The organism is Halomonas sp. HG01 (genome assembly GCF_000968715.2).
GTDB classification, from domain to species: Bacteria; Pseudomonadota; Gammaproteobacteria; order Pseudomonadales; family Halomonadaceae; genus Halomonas; species Halomonas halophila.
This window is the reverse complement of the sequence record NZ_CP022134.1, coordinates 2392766-2409695: the sequence shown is the minus strand read 5'-3', so window position 1 is coordinate 2409695 and position 16930 is coordinate 2392766. Positions and strand designations below refer to the sequence as shown.

Genomic DNA, 16930 nt, shown 5'->3' with positions numbered 1-16930 from the left:
GGCCTAGCGAGAGCGGTAGACGATGCGGCCCTTGGACAGGTCGTAGGGAGTCAGCTCGACCTTGACCTTGTCGCCGGTGAGGATGCGGATGTAGTTCTTGCGCATCTTGCCCGAGATGTGGGCGGTCACCACGTGGCCGTTCTCGAGTTCGACCCGGAACATGGTGTTGGGCAGCGTGTCGACGACGACGCCTTCCATTTCGATATGGTCTTCGCGTGCCATATAGGCAATTCCTCGCTGGTGATAACAAACGGCGGCACGAGTGGCGGAGTGTCCGTTCGTGCCGATCAGGATAGCGCGATATTGTGCCGCATGCCGGGCGTCAAGGCAAAAAGCGCCGCAATGTCAGGTCGGGATCAGGCGCCGCCAGTGGCGTCCCTCGAGCCGCTCCAGGGGGGAGAAGGCCTGCTTGTAGGCCATCTTGCGGCATTCCTCGATCCAGTAGCCCAGGTAGACGTGGGGCAGACCCAGCTCGCGGGCGCGTTCCACCAGTGCCAGCACCGCGTAGGTGCCCAGCGAGCGGCGGTCGAATTCATCGGCCGGGTCGAAGAAGGTATAGATGGCCGACAGGCCGTGCGAGAGCTGATCGAAGGCCGAGACGGCCAGCAGCCGGCCGTCGAGGCGCAGCTCCAGCATCCGCGCATAGTCCTGATTCAGGGTCAGGAAGGTGCGGTACTGCTCATGGCTGGGGGGGTACATGTCGCCATCGGCGTGCCGGGTGCGGATGTAGTGGGCGTAGAGCCCGTAGTGCTCGGCATCGAACAGCGCCGGGCGAACCCTGGCCTCGAGATCGGCGTTGCGGCGGTAGAGCTTGCGCTGGGTGCGGTTGGGGGTGAAGCCCTTGACCGGAATGCGCACCGAGATGCAGGCGTTGCAGCCCTCGCAGTGGGGGCGATAGAGGTGTCGTCCGCTGCGCCGGAAGCCGAGTGGCGCGAGGGAGTCGTAGACGCCGCTGCCCGGTGACTCCTGGGGATCCAGGAACAGGGTAGTGGCCTCACGCCCCTCCAGATAACTGCAGGCGTGCGGCACGGTCAGGAAGAACCGCAGATCGCGAATCGGCTGGCGGGGAGTGTTACTGCTCAAGGTGACCGCCTCCTGTGGCTCCCGGGGGCATCTGTCTCGCGGCGTCGAGGCGTTCGAACGACCATGCCGGCGGTGGAAAGACGAGGGTCCCGTCGCCCTGCGGCTCCGGCATCGCGTCCAGCCACTCATCAAGATAGCCGATGAACGTCCGCCGGGCGATGTCCCGGGCGCCCAGGCTGGCCAGATGCGCGGTATGCATCTGGCAGTCGATCAACCGGCCCCCCTCGGCGGCCATGACGCGGGCCAGGCACGCCAGCGCCACCTTGGAGGCGTCGGGGACCCGCGAGAACATCGATTCGCCGAAGAACACCGGCCCCAGGGCGATGCCGTAGAGGCCGCCGACCAGCTTGCCGTTCTGCCAGACCTCCACCGAGCGGGCCGCGCCCAGGGCGTGCAGCCGGCGATAGGCCGCGGTCATCTCGTCGGTGATCCAGGTGCCGGGCTCGTCGTGGCGCGGCTCGGCGCAGGCGCCGATGACGGCGTCGAAGGCGGTGTCGCCGGTGACCTTGAAGCCGCCGTTGCGCAGTCGCTTGGCCAGGCTGCGCCGCACTCGGACCTCTTCGGGAAACAGCACCATGCGCGGGTCGGGGCTCCACCACAGGATCGGTTGGCCCTCGCTGTACCAGGGGAAGATGCCGTGGCGATAGGCGCTGAGCAGCCAGGCCGGGTTCAGCTCGCCGCCGGCGGCCAGCAGGCCGCCGGGGTCGTCGAGAGCGGTGTCGACCGGTGGAAAACGAACGGGATGCTCGGGGAGCCAGGGCAGCATGGGGCGGACATCCTCGGGGCTTGGGAAGCCAAGTGTGACCGGCGCGGTGGCGGGGCTCAAGTCATTGTCTGCCCCCTGTGACGGGCGCGGCTTGCTCGGTATGATTGATGGCCTTGGATTTGGAAGACGCCATCCGGCGCAAGGGGGTTGGCAGCTTGAGTGCCAAGAAGACAACCACGTCGACGCGCGAACGCGCGGCGACGGCCAGGGAAACGGCCAGACGCTTCGGCCTGCGGCTGCAGGGATCGATGCGGGAAGGCGTGGTGATCCTGCTGCTGGCGGGCTGCGTGTTCCTGCTGCTGGCGCTGTACAGCTTTCGTCCCGACGATCCCGGCTGGTCGCGCAGCGGCCCCGAGACCGAGGTCGCCAACTGGATGGGGCGCATCGGCGCCTGGCTGGCCGACGTGCTCTATTCGCTGTTCGGGGTCAGTGCCCTGTGGTGGCCCGGGATGCTGGGCTTCGCCGCCTGGTGGCTGATCCGCGCCGGGCAGGTGCGCCTGGAATGGGACGCCACGGCGCTGGCCGTGCGCTGCGGGGGGCTGATGCTGCTGCTGCTCGGCTCCACCACGCTGGGCGCGCTGCATTTCTACGATCCGGAGAGCCTGCTGCCCTACGGGGCCGGCGGTATCCTCGGCGAGGGGCTTGTCGGCGCGCTGCTGCCGCTGGTCGGCGGGGGCGGCACGGCGCTGCTGGCGCTGGTCGCCATCCTCTGCGGCGTACCGCTGTTCAGCGGCTGGTCCTGGCTGACCATCATGGACGAGCTGGGGCGCCGTGCCACCTCGCTGTGGGGTTGGGTCACCGAGCGCTTTGCCTTCGGCCGTGACGACGAGGCCGATGCCGCCGAGCGAGCGCCTGAGCCCGAACCGGAGCCCGCCGCGGATGCCGAGCAGGACGCCGAGCAGGACGCCGAGGCGTCCCGCGCGCCTTGGTGGCGCCGCTGGCTGCCGGGTCGTCGCGAGCCTGCCCCGGCCCTGGCCGCCGAGCACGGCCGCCGCGAGCCCGGTTTCGGCGACGACGGCAACACCGAGATTCCCTGGGAAGTGGCCGAGCGCACGCCCTCGGCGAAGCAGCCCGGGGCGGCCTATACCGCCCAGGAGCCGAGCCTGTCGCTGTCCGCCGAGCGCCGAGCGCCGTCGGCCGATGACGAGCCTGCCGCCGCCATGCCGCTGCGGGCCACCGAGCCGGCCGACGCGGCCGAGCCCGCGCGGTCGACCGAACCCGCGGAGCCGGCGCCCCGCGCCGAGGCATTCGTCGCGCCGGCCGCGTCCGAGTCGCCCGAGGCGGCGCCCGCCGAGTCTGTCGCGCATGAGCCGCCTTCGCCGGCTGCCGAGCCGCAGGAGGAGTCGCCTCGCGCGCACGCCGCCGAGCCGGTTCAGGAGGCATATCGCGAGCCGGCGGTCGAGCCGGTCCGGCCCGTCAGCGAGCCGGCCGATCAGGCGCCGACACCGCAGGAGCCGGAGCCCGACGCCGCGCCGCAGGCAGCGGAGCCGACCGAACCCGAGGCGCCCTGGTCGGTGGACGCCGCGGCCCGCGACGACGCGGCAGCGACGCCCGAGCCTGCCCCGGAGACGACAGACGAGTCGCCCGACGAGCGCGAGCCCGCTCCGAATCAGCCGGCCGAGCCTCGTGCCCCCGAGTCCGATGCCGCACCGCAGCGGGTCGAGCGGGAAGCGCCGAGTACGCCGGCCGCCGAGCCCGAACGGCCGGCTCAGGGCAGCGCCGAGCCGCGCCGGGTGCCGGAGGTGATTCCCGACCCGGTGCTGCCGGATGACGACGACGATGAGCTGCCCGCCACGGCGGCCTCGTTCGCGTCGCCCCACGCCTCCCGACCGGCCGAGCCGCCGCGTCAGGAAGCGTCTTCCGGCCCGGTGGCGACCGCCGAGCAGGCGCGTCAGGCCGCCGACGAGCCTGACGGCCCGACGCTCTGGACCGTGGAGCACCTGCAGAATCAGGGTTCCGAGATGGAGGCGTTCGCCGAGCCCGAGGGCGAGCTGCCGAGCCTGCGGCTGCTGACGCCGCCCCAGGATCACGAGCCCAACTACACCGACGAGCAGCTGGCCGAGATGGCCGAGCTGCTGGAGGTGCGGCTGCGCGAGTACGGGGTCAAGGCCGAGGTGGTCGATACCTGGCCGGGGCCGGTGATCACGCGCTTCGAGATCAAGCCGGCGGCCGGGGTGAAGGTCTCCAAGATCAGCAACCTGGCCAAGGACCTGGCACGCTCACTGATGGTCAAGAGCGTGCGCGTGGTGGAGGTGATCCCGGGCCGGCCCACGGTGGGCATCGAGATCCCCAACCCCAACCGCGCCATGATCCGCCTGCGCGAGGTGATCGACTCCGACCGCTATCAGCAGGAGGCCTCGGCGCTGACCATGGCGCTGGGCCAGGACATCGGCGGCGGCGCCGTGGTCGCCAACCTCGGCAAGATGCCGCACCTGCTGGTGGCCGGCACCACCGGCTCGGGCAAGTCGGTGGGGGTCAACGCCATGCTGATCTCCATGCTGCTCAAGGCCAAGCCGGAAGAGGTCCGCATGATCATGGTGGACCCGAAGATGCTGGAACTGTCGGTCTACGACGGCATCCCGCACCTGCTGGCGCCGGTGGTCACCGACATGAAGGAGGCCGCCAACGCCCTGCGCTGGTGCGTGGCCGAGATGGAGCGGCGCTACAAGCTGATGGCCGCCATGGGCGTGCGCAACATCGCCGGCTTCAACGCCAAGCTCGACGAGGCCGAGCGCGCCGGGGCCCAGGTCGCCGACCCGCTGTGGGAGCCGCAGCCCTGGGAGATGCACCAGGCGCCGCCGGTGCTCGAGAAGCTGCCCTACATCGTGGTGGTGATCGACGAGTTCGCCGACATGTTCATGATCGTCGGCAAGAAGGTCGAGGAGCTGATCGCGCGCCTGGCCCAGAAGGCCCGCGCCGCCGGCATCCACCTGATTCTGGCCACCCAGCGGCCCTCGGTGGACGTGGTGACCGGCCTGATCAAGGCCAACATCCCCACCCGCATGGCGTTCCAGGTCTCCTCGCGGGTCGACTCGCGCACCATCCTCGACCAGGGCGGCGCCGAGAACCTGCTGGGCCACGGCGACATGCTCTACCTGCCTGCCGGGTCCGGCATGCCGACCCGCGTGCACGGTGCCTTCGTCGACGACGATGAGGTGCACCGGGTGGTCGAGGACTGGAAGCGCCGCGGCGAGCCGGAGTACATCGACGAGATCCTCTCCGGCGGCGTGTCCGCCGATGCGCTGGCCGGCCTCGAGGCCGAGGGCGGCGGTGGCGATGACGATGCCGAGCAGGATGCTCTCTACGACGAGGCGGTGGCCTTCGTCACCGAGAGCCGTCGGGCCTCGATCTCGGCGGTCCAGCGGCGCTTCAAGATCGGCTACAACCGGGCGGCGCGCCTGGTCGAGGCGATGGAGGGCGCCGGTGTGGTCTCGACCATGGGTACCAATGGCGCCCGCGAGGTGCTGGCGCCGCCCCCGGCGGGCGATTGAGCCCGCCGATCGTGCAACCACCATGCAAGCCGCGGCGGGAGCGCAACCCGCCGCGGCCTGTGCAGTCTTACCGGGCAGGATGCCCTCGACCTTCAGGGAAACAGGAGATGACCATGAAACGATCCCTCGCCGCGCTGGCCCTGGTGGCCCTGACTCCGCTGACCGCCATGGCCAACGAAGGCGCCGAGCGGCTGGCGCGCATGCTCGAGCCGCTGGACACCTACGTCGCCGACTTCGATCAGCAGATCCTCGACGGCTCCGGCCAGCGGCTGCAGGAGGCCAGCGGTCGCATGTGGCTGTCGCGTCCGGGCCGCTTCCGCTGGGAGGTGAACGCCCCCTATGAGCAGGTCGTGGTCTCCGACGGCGACGAGGTCACGCTCTACGACCCCGACCTCCAGCAGGCCACCGTCCAGCCGCTGGACGACCGCGTGACCCACACGCCGGCCCTGCTGCTGTCCGGCAGCGCCGACCAGCTGACCGACAGCTACGAGGTCTCCAGCAGCCAGCAGGGCGCCGCCGAGACCTTCGAGCTGGTGCCGAAGAGCCCCGACACCCTGTTCGAGGAGCTCAAGCTGACCTTCTACGGCGAACGGCTCGGCTTCCTGCAGATGACCGACAGCACCGGCCAGCGCACCGCCATCGAGTTCGACGACGTCGAGCAGAACGTGTCGGTGGAAGACTCGCGCTTCGACATGGAGCTGCCGGAAGGCACCGACGTGATCCGCGAATCGCGCTAGGCGCCGCCAAGCGCCGCGCTAAAAGAAAACCCCGAAGGTTCAGCCTTCGGGGTTTTCTGTTGCCTTGAGTGATTTTCGGCGGTCGACTTGCCGCTATTCCCCGCGATCTGCCTGGGCGTCGAGCTCGGCCCGCCACTCCAGCATCTGGCCGTAGCGCTTCTCCTGGCCGTTGGCGGTGGGCTGGTAGAAGCGTTCGAAGGGCACGTCGTCCGGCCAGCAGTCGTGGGCGCTGCCGGCGGGGTAGCCGTTGGGCTCGTTATGGGCGTAGCGATAGCCGTCGCCGTGGCCCAGCGATTCCATCAGCTTGGTGGGCGCGTTGCGCAGGTAGGTGGGCACCTCGAGGCGCGGCTGGGCGGCGGCGAACGCCTTGGCGCGGTTCCAGGCCTGGTCGACGGCGTTGCTCTTGGGCGCCACCGCCAGATGGACGGCGGCGTGGGCGATGGCGCGCTGGCCCTCGTAGTCGCCGAGCCGCAGGTAGGCGTCCCAGGCCGCCATGGTCAGCGGCAGCGCCTTGGGGTCGGCGTTGCCGACGTCTTCCGAGGCGATGGCGGTCAGCCGGCGGATCACGTCCAGCGGGTCGCCGCCGCCCTGGATGAATCGCGCGATGTAGAGCAGGGCGGCGTCCTGGCGCGAGGAGCGGATCGACTTGTGGATCGCCGACAGCAGGTCATAGTAGTGATCGCCCTGCTTGTCGAAGGCGCTGGCCTGGTGGCCGATCACGTCCTCCAGTGCCTCGCGGGGCAGGCGCTCGCCGTCGCCTTCCTGCACCGTGAAGTCGCAGGCGGTCTCCAGCAGGCCCAGGGCGCGGCGGGCGTCGCCAGCGGCGGCCCGGGCCAGCAGCGCGAGCACCTCGTCGTCCACGGTGATGTGTCGGGCGCCCAGCCCGCGGTCGGCGTCGACCAGTGCGCGGCGGAGCACCTCGGTCACGTCGTCGTCGGAGAGCGACTTCAGCACGTGCACCCGGGCCCGGGACAGCAGCGCCGAGTTGACCTCGAACGAGGGGTTCTCGGTGGTGGCGCCGATCAGCGTCAGCAGGCCGGACTCCACGTGGGGCAGCAGGGCGTCCTGCTGGCTCTTGTTGAGCCGGTGGATCTCGTCGAGGAACAGCAGGGTGGGGCGGTCCTGACCCTGGGCGGCTCGGGCGCGGTCCACCGCCGCGCGGATGTCCTTGACCCCGGCCATTACCGCCGAGAGCCGCTCGAGGTGGGCGCCGGACTCCTCGGCCAGGATCTCGGCCAGGGTGGTCTTGCCGGTGCCCGGCGGGCCCCACAGGATCATCGACCGCACCGGGCCGCCCTCGGCCATGCGGCGCAGCGGCTTGCCGGGGCCGACCAGCGCCGGCTGGCCCACGTAATCGGCCAGCCGACGGGGGCGCATGCGCCAGGCCAGGGGGGCGCTCTCCTCGCTGCTGGCCTGCTGGAACAGGTCCATTTCTGACTCCTTCGCTGACGGCTGCTATGTTGGATACGCGATGTCGGGCATTGGCTCCCGGCATCGCCAGATCCCGAACGAGGTGGGCGAACCCTGACGGCCGGTGCCATTGGCCAGGAACCCGGAGGGCGAAGGCGCGTCTAACACCAGTGCCTTCCGTCCATGACCGATATTGAGGAGGCTGCCGCAATGCCCATGCTGAACCAACTGCGCCAGGATCATGCCAACATGGCCCGCATGTTGCACGTTCTACAGCTCAAGCAGAAGACCCTGGCCGAGGGAGAACGCCCGAACTTCCAGCTGGTGCGGGAAGTCGTGGATTATATCCTCGATTACCAGGACAGCTTCAGCCAGCCGCTGGAGCATGTCTGCTCCGAACGCCTGCAGGAACTGGCCCCGGAGACCGAGGCGGTGACCGAGCGGCTGGCCAAGGACTATCGTGCCCTCAAGGCCCAGCTCAAGCGCCTCTCCGGCGACCTCGACATGATTCTCATGGATGCCGTGGTGCCCATGGATCGTTTCGCCGACGACCTCAAGGCGTATCTCGATGCCCATCGGGCCTACCTGCGCGACGAGCGCGAGCTGCTCTTCCCGCTGATTCGCGAGCATTTCTCCGAGGATGACCTCCAGCGGCTTGCCGAGGCTCTGCCCGAGGGCGCGACCACCGAACTCGAGCGCCTGCAGGAGGCCTACCCCGAGCTCTATGCCGAGCTGCGCGATGCGCCGGAGCCGGTGACCTGATTCCCTGCGTCGCCGCCGGGAGACGGCTTCGAGTCCCGGCCCCGCTGAGGTAGAATGCGCCGCATCGTTCGACGGAATGCCTGCGATGCCGATGTTCGCCTCGACCACCTTCACCCTGATCTTGCCCCTCGTGCCGTCCCGGCCGGGGGGCGAGTGCGTGGTGGCGCGCCGATGACGGGCCCGGTGCTGGTGTTCGATTCCGGCGTCGGCGGGCTCTCGGTGGTCGAGGCGCTTCGCCGCCGCCTGCCCGACGTGGTCCTGGCCTACGCCTGCGACAACGCCATGCTGCCCTATGGCGTGCGCGAGGACGCCTGGCTGGTAGAGCGCATCCTCGCCGTGTGCGAGGCGGCGGTGGCCGCCAGTGGGTGTTGTGGCCTCGTGGTGGCCTGCAACACCGCCAGCACCCTGGCCCTCGATGCCCTGCGCGAGCGGCTGTCGGTGCCGGTGGTGGGCACCGTGCCGGCGATCAAGCCCGCCGCCGGGGCCAGCGAGAGCCGCCATATCGGTCTTCTCGCCACCAGTGCCACCGTGGCGCGGCCCTATACCGCGCGGCTGATCGAGGCCTTCGCCGGCGACTGCCGGGTCACGCGCCTGGCCGCCGACCCGTTGGTGGGCGAGGCCGAACGCCTGGTGGCCGGCGAGGTGCCGGACCCCGAGGTGCTGCGCCGGGTGCTGGCGCCGCTGGCCGAGCTGCCGGATCTCGATACCCTGGTGCTCGGTTGCACCCACTTCCCGCTGCTACGCGAGGCGCTCGAGGCCGCGGTACCGCATCCGGTGCGCTGGGTCGACTCCGGTGACGCCATCGCCCGGCGCACCGGCCAGGTGATCGTCGCGCCCCAGCGCCGCCCGGCCGTCGAGCGGGGCTGGGTCACCGGCCCCGACACGACCCTGGCCCGGGGGCTCGCCGGCTTCGGTTTTTCCGAGACACACGCTCTCGTGTTGCCCTGAGGCATCGGCCGGCCCAAGGTGCCGCGCTTTCCGTCTTTCATCGCCCGTATTCGACCATCACTTTCGACCGACCATCTTTCAGGAGCCGCCGTGGCCATTCCCGTTGTCGACCCCGACCGCTATGACGAGCAGCTCGCGGCCAAGCGCGACCGACTGACCGCCCAGTTCGCCCGTTTCGCTCCACCCGAGCTGGAAGTGCATGCCTCGCCGGCCAGCCACTACCGCCAGCGCTGCGAATTCCGGGTCTGGCACGAGGGCGACGATCTCTACTATGCCATGTTCGAGGTCGATCCCGAGGACCCGAAGCAGAAGACCGTGGTGCGTCTGGACGACTACCCGGTGGCCGGCCAGCGCATCAATGAGCTGATGCCGGCACTGCGCGAGCGCCTGCTCGACAACCCGACCCTGCGGCATCGGCTGTTCCAGGTGGAGTTTCTCACCACCTTGACCGGCGAGGCGCTGGTGACGCTGATCTATCACCGCCAGCTCGACGAGGCCTGGGAGGTCGAGGCCCGTGCCCTCGAGCAGGCACTGGACATCATGGTCATCGGCCGGGCCCGCAAGCAGCGCCTGGTGCTGACCCGCGATCATGTCTGGGAGCGGCTCGGCGTCGACGGCCGCGAGCTCGTCTACCAGCAGGTGGAGAACAGCTTCACCCAGCCCAACGCCGAGATCTGTCGTTCGATGCTGTCCTGGGCCCGGGACGTCACCGCCGGCAGCACCGAACGCGACCTGGTGGAGCTGTACTGCGGCAATGGCAACTTCACCGTGGCCCTGGCGGAGAACTTCCGCCGCGTGCTGGCCACCGAGATCTCGCGCACCTCGGTCGCCAGCGCCCGGGAGAACCTGGCCGCCAACGGCGTCGACAACGCCGTGGTGGGGCGCATGTCGGCCGAGGAGTTCTCCCAGGCGCTGCGCGGCGAGAAGGGCGGCCGCCGGGTCGCCGAGTTCGGCCTCGACGACTACGATTTCTCTACCGTGCTGGTCGACCCGCCGCGGGCCGGGCTCGATGAGGACAGCTGTCGTCAACTCAGTGACTACGAGCGTATCGTCTATATTTCATGCAATCCGGATACGCTTGCCGACAACCTGGAGACCCTCACCCGTACCCACGAGGTGGTGCGCTTCGCGCTCTTCGACCAGTTCCCCTGGACCCACCACTGCGAGTGCGGCGTCCTGCTGGAGCGACGCCGCTAGCGGCGAGAACAGACCTCGCTGCCGGGCGAAATGTCAAGGGCGATGCGCAACCGACATGGTCGTGAGGAAAGCGGCATGTGGCTGGGGTGATCGGTGTCGAAAGCGTAAGCTGTTGGCAATGCGGGGCTTTGGCCGAGGCCGGGCCCGGCGATTCGGTCCAATGATCCGGCCGCACGAGGCGGCCGCTGGCAGTCGAGGTGATGGATGCTACAAGTCGCACACGAGGAGGGCCGTCAGGACCTCCTCAAGCAGCTCGAGGAACGGCTGCAGAGCCGTCTGGAACAGGACAAGGCCGCGTCGGTCGAGGCCTTCGCCCGGCACTTTTATGCGGCGGTGCCTCTGGAGGATCTCGCCGACCGACGCCTTGACGACCTCTACGGCGCGACCCTCTCAGTGTGGCACTTCATCCAGCAGTTCGATGCCGACGCCCCCAAGGTGCGGGTCTTCAACCCGGACTTCGAGGAGCACGGTTGGCAGTCCACCCATACCTTCATCGCCGTGCTGCACGAGGACATGCCGTTCCTCGTCGATTCGGTGCGCGTGGAGCTCAACCGTCGCGGCATGACCGTGCACGCCATCCACAACGCCGTGCTGGCGGTGGAGCGCGACGCCGATCATCGCCTTTGCCGCGTCAGCGACCCTGGTGCGTCCGGCGCTCCTGAGACCCGCGAATCGCTGATCGCCATCGAGGTCGACCGCCACTCCGACGTGGCCGAGCTGGAAGAGATCGAGGCCAGCCTGCATGAGGTGCTGGGCGACGTGCGCACCGCCGTGGCCGACTTCGACCCCATGCGCGAGAAGGTCCGCGAGGCCATCGCCGAACTCGAGACCGGCTGCCCCGAGCAGGTCGAAGCCGAGGATCATCGCGAGGCGATCGCCTTCCTCGAATGGTTGCTCGAGGACAACTTCACCTTCTTCGGCTACGACGAGTACGAGGTTCTCGAAGACGGCAGCCGGCAGCGCCTGGACAAGGTCGAGGACAGTGAACTCGGCGTGTTCCGCCTCGACCAGCCGCGCTACCGCGAACGCATTCGCACCGACCTGGGCGTCGAGGGCGACCGCTTCGTGCTGGTCCCCCAGCTGCTGTCGTTCGCCAAGAGCGCCCATCATGCGCGCATCCACCGGCCGACCTACCCGGACTACATCTCCATCGACCGCTACGACGAGCAGGGCAACATCGTCGGCGAGCGGCGGTTCCTGGGGCTGTTCACCGCCACCGTCTACAACGATTCGCCGCGCCACGTGCCGATCCTGCGGCGCAAGCTGCGCTCGGTGATGGAGATCTCCGGCTTCAATCCCAAGGCCCACAACGGCAAGCAGCTGCTGCAGATCCTCGAGGTCTATCCCCGCGACGACCTGTTCCAGATCGACGTCGACGAGCTGGCGCAGACCGCGCTGGGCATCCTGGACATCCGTGAGCGGCGCCGGGTGAGGCTGTTCATCCGCGAGGACCGCTTCGGCAAGTTCTTCTCCTGCCTGGTGTTCGTGCCGCGCGACGTCTTCTCCACCGAGCTGCGCCTGCGCCTGCAGGAGCTGCTGTGCGAGGAACTCGACGCCACCTTCGGCGACTTCAACACTTATCTCTCCGAGTCGGTGCTGGCGCGCATCCAGTTCATCCTGCGCTTCAACGGTGACGGCCCGGCGGACTACGACATCCGGCGCCTGGAGGACAAGCTGGTCAAGCTGGCGCGCAACTGGCGCGACGACCTGCTCAACGCCGCCATCGAGGGCTTCGGCGAGGAGCATGCCAACCAGCTGATGGGCCGCTTCCGCGACGCCTTCCCGGCCAGCTACCGCGACGACTTCAGCGCTCGCACCGCAGTCTACGACCTGCAGCATCTCGGGGAGCTCGACGACGGCGCGCCCCTGGCGCTGTCGCTGTACCGCCTGATCGAGGAAGAGGGCAGCGGCGTCAATCTCAAGCTGTTCCATCCCGACACCTCGATCCCCCTCTCCGATGTGCTGCCGATGATGGAGAACCTGGGCCTGCGGGTGCTCGGTGAGCGGCCCTACGAGGTCGGTGCCACCGATCGCGACTACTGGATTCATGATTTCACCCTGGAGCATCACACCAGCGTGGAGGTGAATCTGCAGGAGATGCGCGAGCCGTTCATCGAGGCCTTCCAGCGCATCTGGACCGGCGAGGCCGACAATGATCCCTTCAACCGGCTGATCATCGGCGCCAACCTGGACTGGCGGGAAGTGGCGATGCTGCGTGCCTACGCGCGCTACCTGAAGCAGATCCGCTTCGGCATGTCGCAGAACTACATCGCCACCACCCTGGTGAACCATCCCGAGATCACCCGCGAGCTGGTCAGCCTGTTCGAGCTGCGCTTCGATCCGGCCGATCGTCCCGAGGGCGGCGACATCGCCGACTGCGAGGCGCGCATCCTGGCGCTGCTCGAGGAGGTGCCGAGCCTCAACGACGACCGCATGCTGCGTCGCTACATGGAGCTGATCCAGGCGACCCTGCGCACCAATTACTATCAGCGCACCGAGGACGGCGGCTTCAAGGACTACATCGCCCTGAAGCTCGAGCCCTCCAGGGTCACCGGCATGCCCAAGCCGCGTCCGGTCTTCGAGATCTTCGTCTGCTCGCCGCGGGTCGAGGGCGTGCATCTGCGTGGCGGCAAGGTCGCCCGCGGCGGGCTGCGCTGGTCCGACCGTCGGGAGGACTTCCGCACCGAGGTGCTGGGCCTGGTCAAGGCGCAGCAGGTCAAGAACGCGGTGATCGTGCCGGTAGGGGCCAAGGGTGGCTTCGTCTGCAAGCGCATGCCGGAAGGCGCGGACCGCGAGACCGTGCAGAAGGAAGGCATCGCCTGCTATCAGATCTTCATCCGTGCGCTGCTCGACGTCACCGACAACCTGGTCGGCGGCGAGGTGGTGCCGCCCGAGTGCGTGGTGCGCCACGACGACGACGACGCCTACCTGGTGGTGGCCGCCGACAAGGGCACGGCGACCTTCTCCGACATCGCCAACGAGATCTCCGTCGAGTACGGTCACTGGCTGGGCGATGCCTTCGCCTCCGGCGGCGCCCACGGTTACGACCACAAGAAGATGGGCATCACCGCCAAGGGCGCCTGGGAATCGGTCAAGCGCCACTTCCGCGGGCTGGGCATCAATACCCAGGAAGACGAGTTCAGCGTGGTCGGCGTCGGCGACATGGCCGGCGACGTGTTCGGCAACGGCATGCTGCTGTCCGACAAGATCCGGCTGATGGGCGCCTTCAACCACCTGCACATCTTCGTCGACCCGACCCCGGACGCCGCGGCCAGCTTCGCCGAGCGCAAGCGCCTGTTCGAGCAGCCCCGTTCGAGCTGGGAGGACTACGACCAGGGCGTGATCTCCGAGGGCGGCGGCGTGTTCCAGCGCAGCGCCAAGTCGATCACCATCACGCCGCAGATGAAGAAGGCCTTCGGCATCCGCGAGGACAGGCTGTCACCCAACGAGCTGATCCGCGCCATGCTGGTCTCCCAGGTCGACCTGATCTGGAACGGCGGCATCGGCACCTACGTCAAGGGCAGCGCCGAGAGCCACGCTCAGGTCGGTGACAAGGCCAACGACGCCCTGCGCGTCGACGGGCGCGAGCTCAACTGCCGGGTGGTGGGCGAGGGCGGCAACCTCGGCCTGACCCAGCGAGGACGCATGGAAGCCGCGGCCAAGGGCGTGCGGGTCTACACCGACTTCATCGACAACGCCGGCGGCGTCAACTGCTCCGACCATGAGGTCAACATCAAGATCCTCATCGACGAGGTGGTCTCCCGCGGCGACATGACCGAGAAGCAGCGCAACCGTCTGCTCGCCGACATGACCGACGAAGTCAGCGAGCTGGTGCTGCTCGACAACTATCGTCAGACTCAGGCCCTCGATCTCGCCGAGCGGCTTTCCCGGGAGGGGATCGGCCCCTTCCGCCGTTTCATCAGCGAGCTGGAAGCGGCCGGTCAGATCGATCGCGAGCTGGAATTCCTGCCCAGCGACGAGGAGCTTCAGGAGCGGGCACATCAGGCGCAGGGCATGACGCTGCCCGAGCTGTCGGTGCTGATCTCCTATGCCAAGAGCGTGCTCAAGGGCGACCTGATCGCCTCCGACGTGCCCGACGACCCGACCATCATCCGCTACGTGGAGCGCGTCTTCCCGTCGATGCTGGCCGAGCGCTATCGCGACGAGATGTACGACCACCGCCTGAAGCGCGAGATCGTCGCCACCCAGCTGGCCAACGACATCATCGATCACATGGGCGTGGTGTTCATGCGCCGGCTGATGGACTCCACCGGGGCAGGCCGTGCCGACATCGCCCGGGCCTACGTCATCGCCCGTGACAGTTTCCAGCTGCCCAAGCTTTGGGAGCAGCTCGAGGCGCTGGACAACAAGATCGCGACGGATGTCCAGTACGCGATGATGCTCGACCTGATGCGTATGCTGCGTCGTTCCACCCGCTGGTTCCTGCGTCATCGCAGCAGCCTGAGCACCCGCGACGCCATCGACTACTTCGGTCCGCGCCTGGCTCAGCTGCAGGAAGGCATCGGCAAGCGCCTGCGCGGCGAGGAGAAGGCCCAGTGGGAGGCGCGGCGTCAGGAGCTGGTCGAGGCCGGCGTGCCGGAGGCCCTGGCCGCCACGGTCGCCGCGGCCGACAGTCTCTACGCGGCGCTGGGCATCATTCATGCCGCTCGCCAGAACGACGACAAGCCGCAGCGGGTCGCCGAGGTCTTCTACGAGATCGGTGCGCGCCTCGAGCTGCCCTGGCTGCTGCAGCAGGTCACTCGCCTAGAGGTCAGCGACGGCTGGGAGGTCAAGGCGCGGGAGACCTTCCGCGACGACATCGAGCGTCAGCAGCTGGCACTGACCTCGAGCGTGCTGAGCATGGAAGGCGGGCCGCGCGAGAGCGCCGAGCGCGTCGAGCGCTGGCTGTCGCTCCACGAGAGCATGCACCAGCGCTGGGGCCGCCTGCTCGAGGAGGTCGGCAGCGGCAGTCAGGGTGGCTTCCCGCTGTTTGCCGTGGCGGTCCGCGAGCTGGTGGACCTGGCCGAGAGCAACAGCGAGGGCTGATCCGCCGGCCCGGCTCTGTTGAACGCGAAATCCCGCCTCGAAGGCGGGATTTCGTCGTTCTGGGCCGGGGAGCGGCGGATCAGAGCAGGAACAGCGTGGCCAGGCCCAGGAAGGACATGAAGCCCACCACGTCGGTGACCGTGGTCAGCACCACCGAGCCGGACAGGGCCGGGTCGATGCCGAAGCGCTTGAGCATCAGCGGGATGACGATGCCGGCGACGCCGGCGGCCAGCATGTTGATCACCAGGGCGGCGGCGATGATGATGCCGATGCCGACGCTGCCGAACCAGACGATCGCCAGTACCGCCACCACCAGCGCCCACAGCACGCCGTTGAGCACCGCGATGCCGACCTCCTTGCGCAGCAGCCAATTGCTGTTGGTGCGGCTGATCTGGCCGAGGGCCAGGCCTCGAATCGCCAGCGTCAGGGTCTGACTGCCGGCGATGCCGCCCATGCTGGCGACGATCGGCATCAGCACGGCCAGTGCCACCAGCTGATCCAGCGCCGCCTCGAAGCGGCCGATCACCCAGGCGGCCAGGAAGGCGGTCAGCAGGTTGATGCCGAGCCAAACGGCACGGCGTTTGGCGCTGGGCAGCACCGGAGCGAACAGGTCCTCTTCCTCGTCGAGGCCGGCCATGTTCATCAGCGCCTGCTCGGACTGCTCTCGAATCACGTCGACGATGTCGTCGATCACGATGCGGCCAAGCAGCAGGCCGCGGGCATCGACCACCGGCGCCGAGACCAGGTCGTGGGTCTGGAACAGGGTGGCGACGTCCTGGGCCTTCATGGTCACCTGGATGCTGTCCACGTCGCTGTCCATCAGGTCGGCCACGGCCTGCTCCTGATCGCTGGCCACCAGCCGGGCCAGCGGCAGCATGCCCATGAACAGGCCGTTGCGGTCGACCACCATCAGGCTGTCGGTGTTGTCGGGCACCTCCTGCTTCCAGCGCAGGAAGCGCTGTACCGTCTCCAGGCTGACGTCGCCACGCACGGCGATGGTGTCGGTACGCATCAGGCGCCCGGCGGAGTCCTCCTCGAAGGCCAGGGTCTCCTGCAGGCGCGCACGCTGCAGCTCGTCCATGGAGCGCAGCATGTCCTCGGCGACCTGCTGTGGCAGGTCCTCGAACAGCTCGGCCAGATCGGCGGTATCGAGCCCGGCGGTAGCGGCGACGATCTCGGCGTGGTCCATGTCGTCGATCAGGGTACTGCGCGCCTCGTCGTGGACGTGCAGCAGTACCTCGCCGTCGACCTCCTGGGGCACGCGCTCCCACAGCCGGATGCGCGCATCGAGCGGCAGCGACTCCAGCAGCAGGGCGACCTCGGCAGGTTCCAGGTCGGCGATCACGTCGTCGACCCACTCCAGGTGTTCCTTCTCCAGCGCCAGGTGAATGCGCGACAGGCGGTGTTCCAGCGTCTCGGTGGTTTCGGTCATGGCGTCTCCCTGGCGGGGCGATGGCCCCAGCGGTCTGTTCTGTCGCGGACATTCCGAT

At 68.7% G+C, this 16930-nt stretch carries 11 protein-coding genes; 6 read left to right on the top strand and 5 right to left on the bottom strand.

The window, feature by feature from the left end; translation table 11 throughout:
- Positions 1-3: 3 nt before the first annotated feature.
- The 3 genes from infA to aat all read right to left on the bottom strand — a co-directional run bounded on the left by infA (position 4) and on the right by aat (position 1849).
- Positions 4-222 (bottom strand): translation initiation factor IF-1, encoded by a 219-nt coding sequence (infA, locus tag UN84_RS11400; RefSeq protein WP_013332816.1) that lies wholly within the window; start codon positions 220-222, stop codon positions 4-6.
- Positions 223-345: 123 nt separating this feature from the next.
- Positions 346-1083 carry an arginyltransferase gene (locus tag UN84_RS11395; RefSeq protein ID WP_046080073.1) on the bottom strand — a complete coding sequence of 246 codons (738 nt, stop codon included), beginning with the start codon at positions 1081-1083 and terminating at the stop codon, positions 346-348.
- Positions 1073-1849 carry a leucyl/phenylalanyl-tRNA--protein transferase gene (aat, locus tag UN84_RS11390; RefSeq protein ID WP_046080074.1) on the bottom strand — a complete coding sequence of 259 codons (777 nt, stop codon included), beginning with the start codon at positions 1847-1849 and terminating at the stop codon, positions 1073-1075. The genes UN84_RS11395 and aat overlap by 11 nt, the downstream gene beginning before the upstream one ends.
- Before the next feature lie 248 nt (positions 1850-2097).
- On the opposite strand from aat, the gene UN84_RS11385 reads away from it, so the two are divergent.
- Both UN84_RS11385 and lolA read left to right on the top strand, forming a co-directional pair.
- The gene (locus UN84_RS11385; RefSeq protein WP_442908412.1) at positions 2098-5340 is read left to right on the top strand and encodes a DNA translocase FtsK 4TM domain-containing protein; all 3243 of its coding nucleotides are present in this window, start codon (positions 2098-2100) and stop codon (positions 5338-5340) included.
- A 107-nt stretch (positions 5341-5447) separates the two neighbouring features.
- Positions 5448-6077, top strand: coding sequence for an outer membrane lipoprotein chaperone LolA (gene lolA, locus UN84_RS11380; RefSeq protein WP_046080076.1), 630 nt, complete (start codon positions 5448-5450; stop codon positions 6075-6077).
- Between the two features lie 93 nt (positions 6078-6170).
- On the opposite strand, the gene UN84_RS11375 is transcribed toward lolA, so the two are convergent.
- On the bottom strand, positions 6171-7508 hold the full coding sequence (locus UN84_RS11375; RefSeq protein ID WP_046080077.1) for a replication-associated recombination protein A: 1338 nt from the start codon (positions 7506-7508) through the stop codon (positions 6171-6173).
- 195 nt (positions 7509-7703) lie between these two features.
- Between UN84_RS11375 and UN84_RS11370 the strand changes: the two genes are divergently transcribed.
- The 4 genes from UN84_RS11370 to UN84_RS11355 all read left to right on the top strand — a co-directional run bounded on the left by UN84_RS11370 (position 7704) and on the right by UN84_RS11355 (position 15440).
- Positions 7704-8249 (top strand): hemerythrin domain-containing protein, encoded by a 546-nt coding sequence (locus UN84_RS11370; RefSeq protein ID WP_035595313.1) that lies wholly within the window; start codon positions 7704-7706, stop codon positions 8247-8249.
- Positions 8250-8420: 171 nt separating this feature from the next.
- Positions 8421-9197, top strand: a complete 777-nt coding sequence (murI, locus tag UN84_RS11365) for a glutamate racemase (protein ID WP_107180851.1) — start codon at positions 8421-8423, stop codon at positions 9195-9197.
- A 90-nt stretch (positions 9198-9287) separates the two neighbouring features.
- Entirely contained in the window at positions 9288-10394 is a 1107-nt protein-coding gene (gene trmA / locus UN84_RS11360; protein ID WP_046080079.1) for a tRNA (uridine(54)-C5)-methyltransferase TrmA, read from the top strand.
- A 204-nt stretch (positions 10395-10598) separates the two neighbouring features.
- Positions 10599-15440: an NAD-glutamate dehydrogenase gene (locus UN84_RS11355; RefSeq protein WP_046080080.1), complete on the top strand. Its 4842-nt coding sequence runs from the start codon at positions 10599-10601 to the stop codon at positions 15438-15440.
- Positions 15441-15519: 79 nt separating this feature from the next.
- Here UN84_RS11355 and mgtE read toward each other — a convergent pair whose 3' ends face one another.
- The gene (gene mgtE / locus UN84_RS11350) at positions 15520-16872 is read right to left on the bottom strand and encodes a magnesium transporter (RefSeq protein WP_046080081.1); all 1353 of its coding nucleotides are present in this window, start codon (positions 16870-16872) and stop codon (positions 15520-15522) included.
- Positions 16873-16930: the final 58 nt, after the last annotated feature.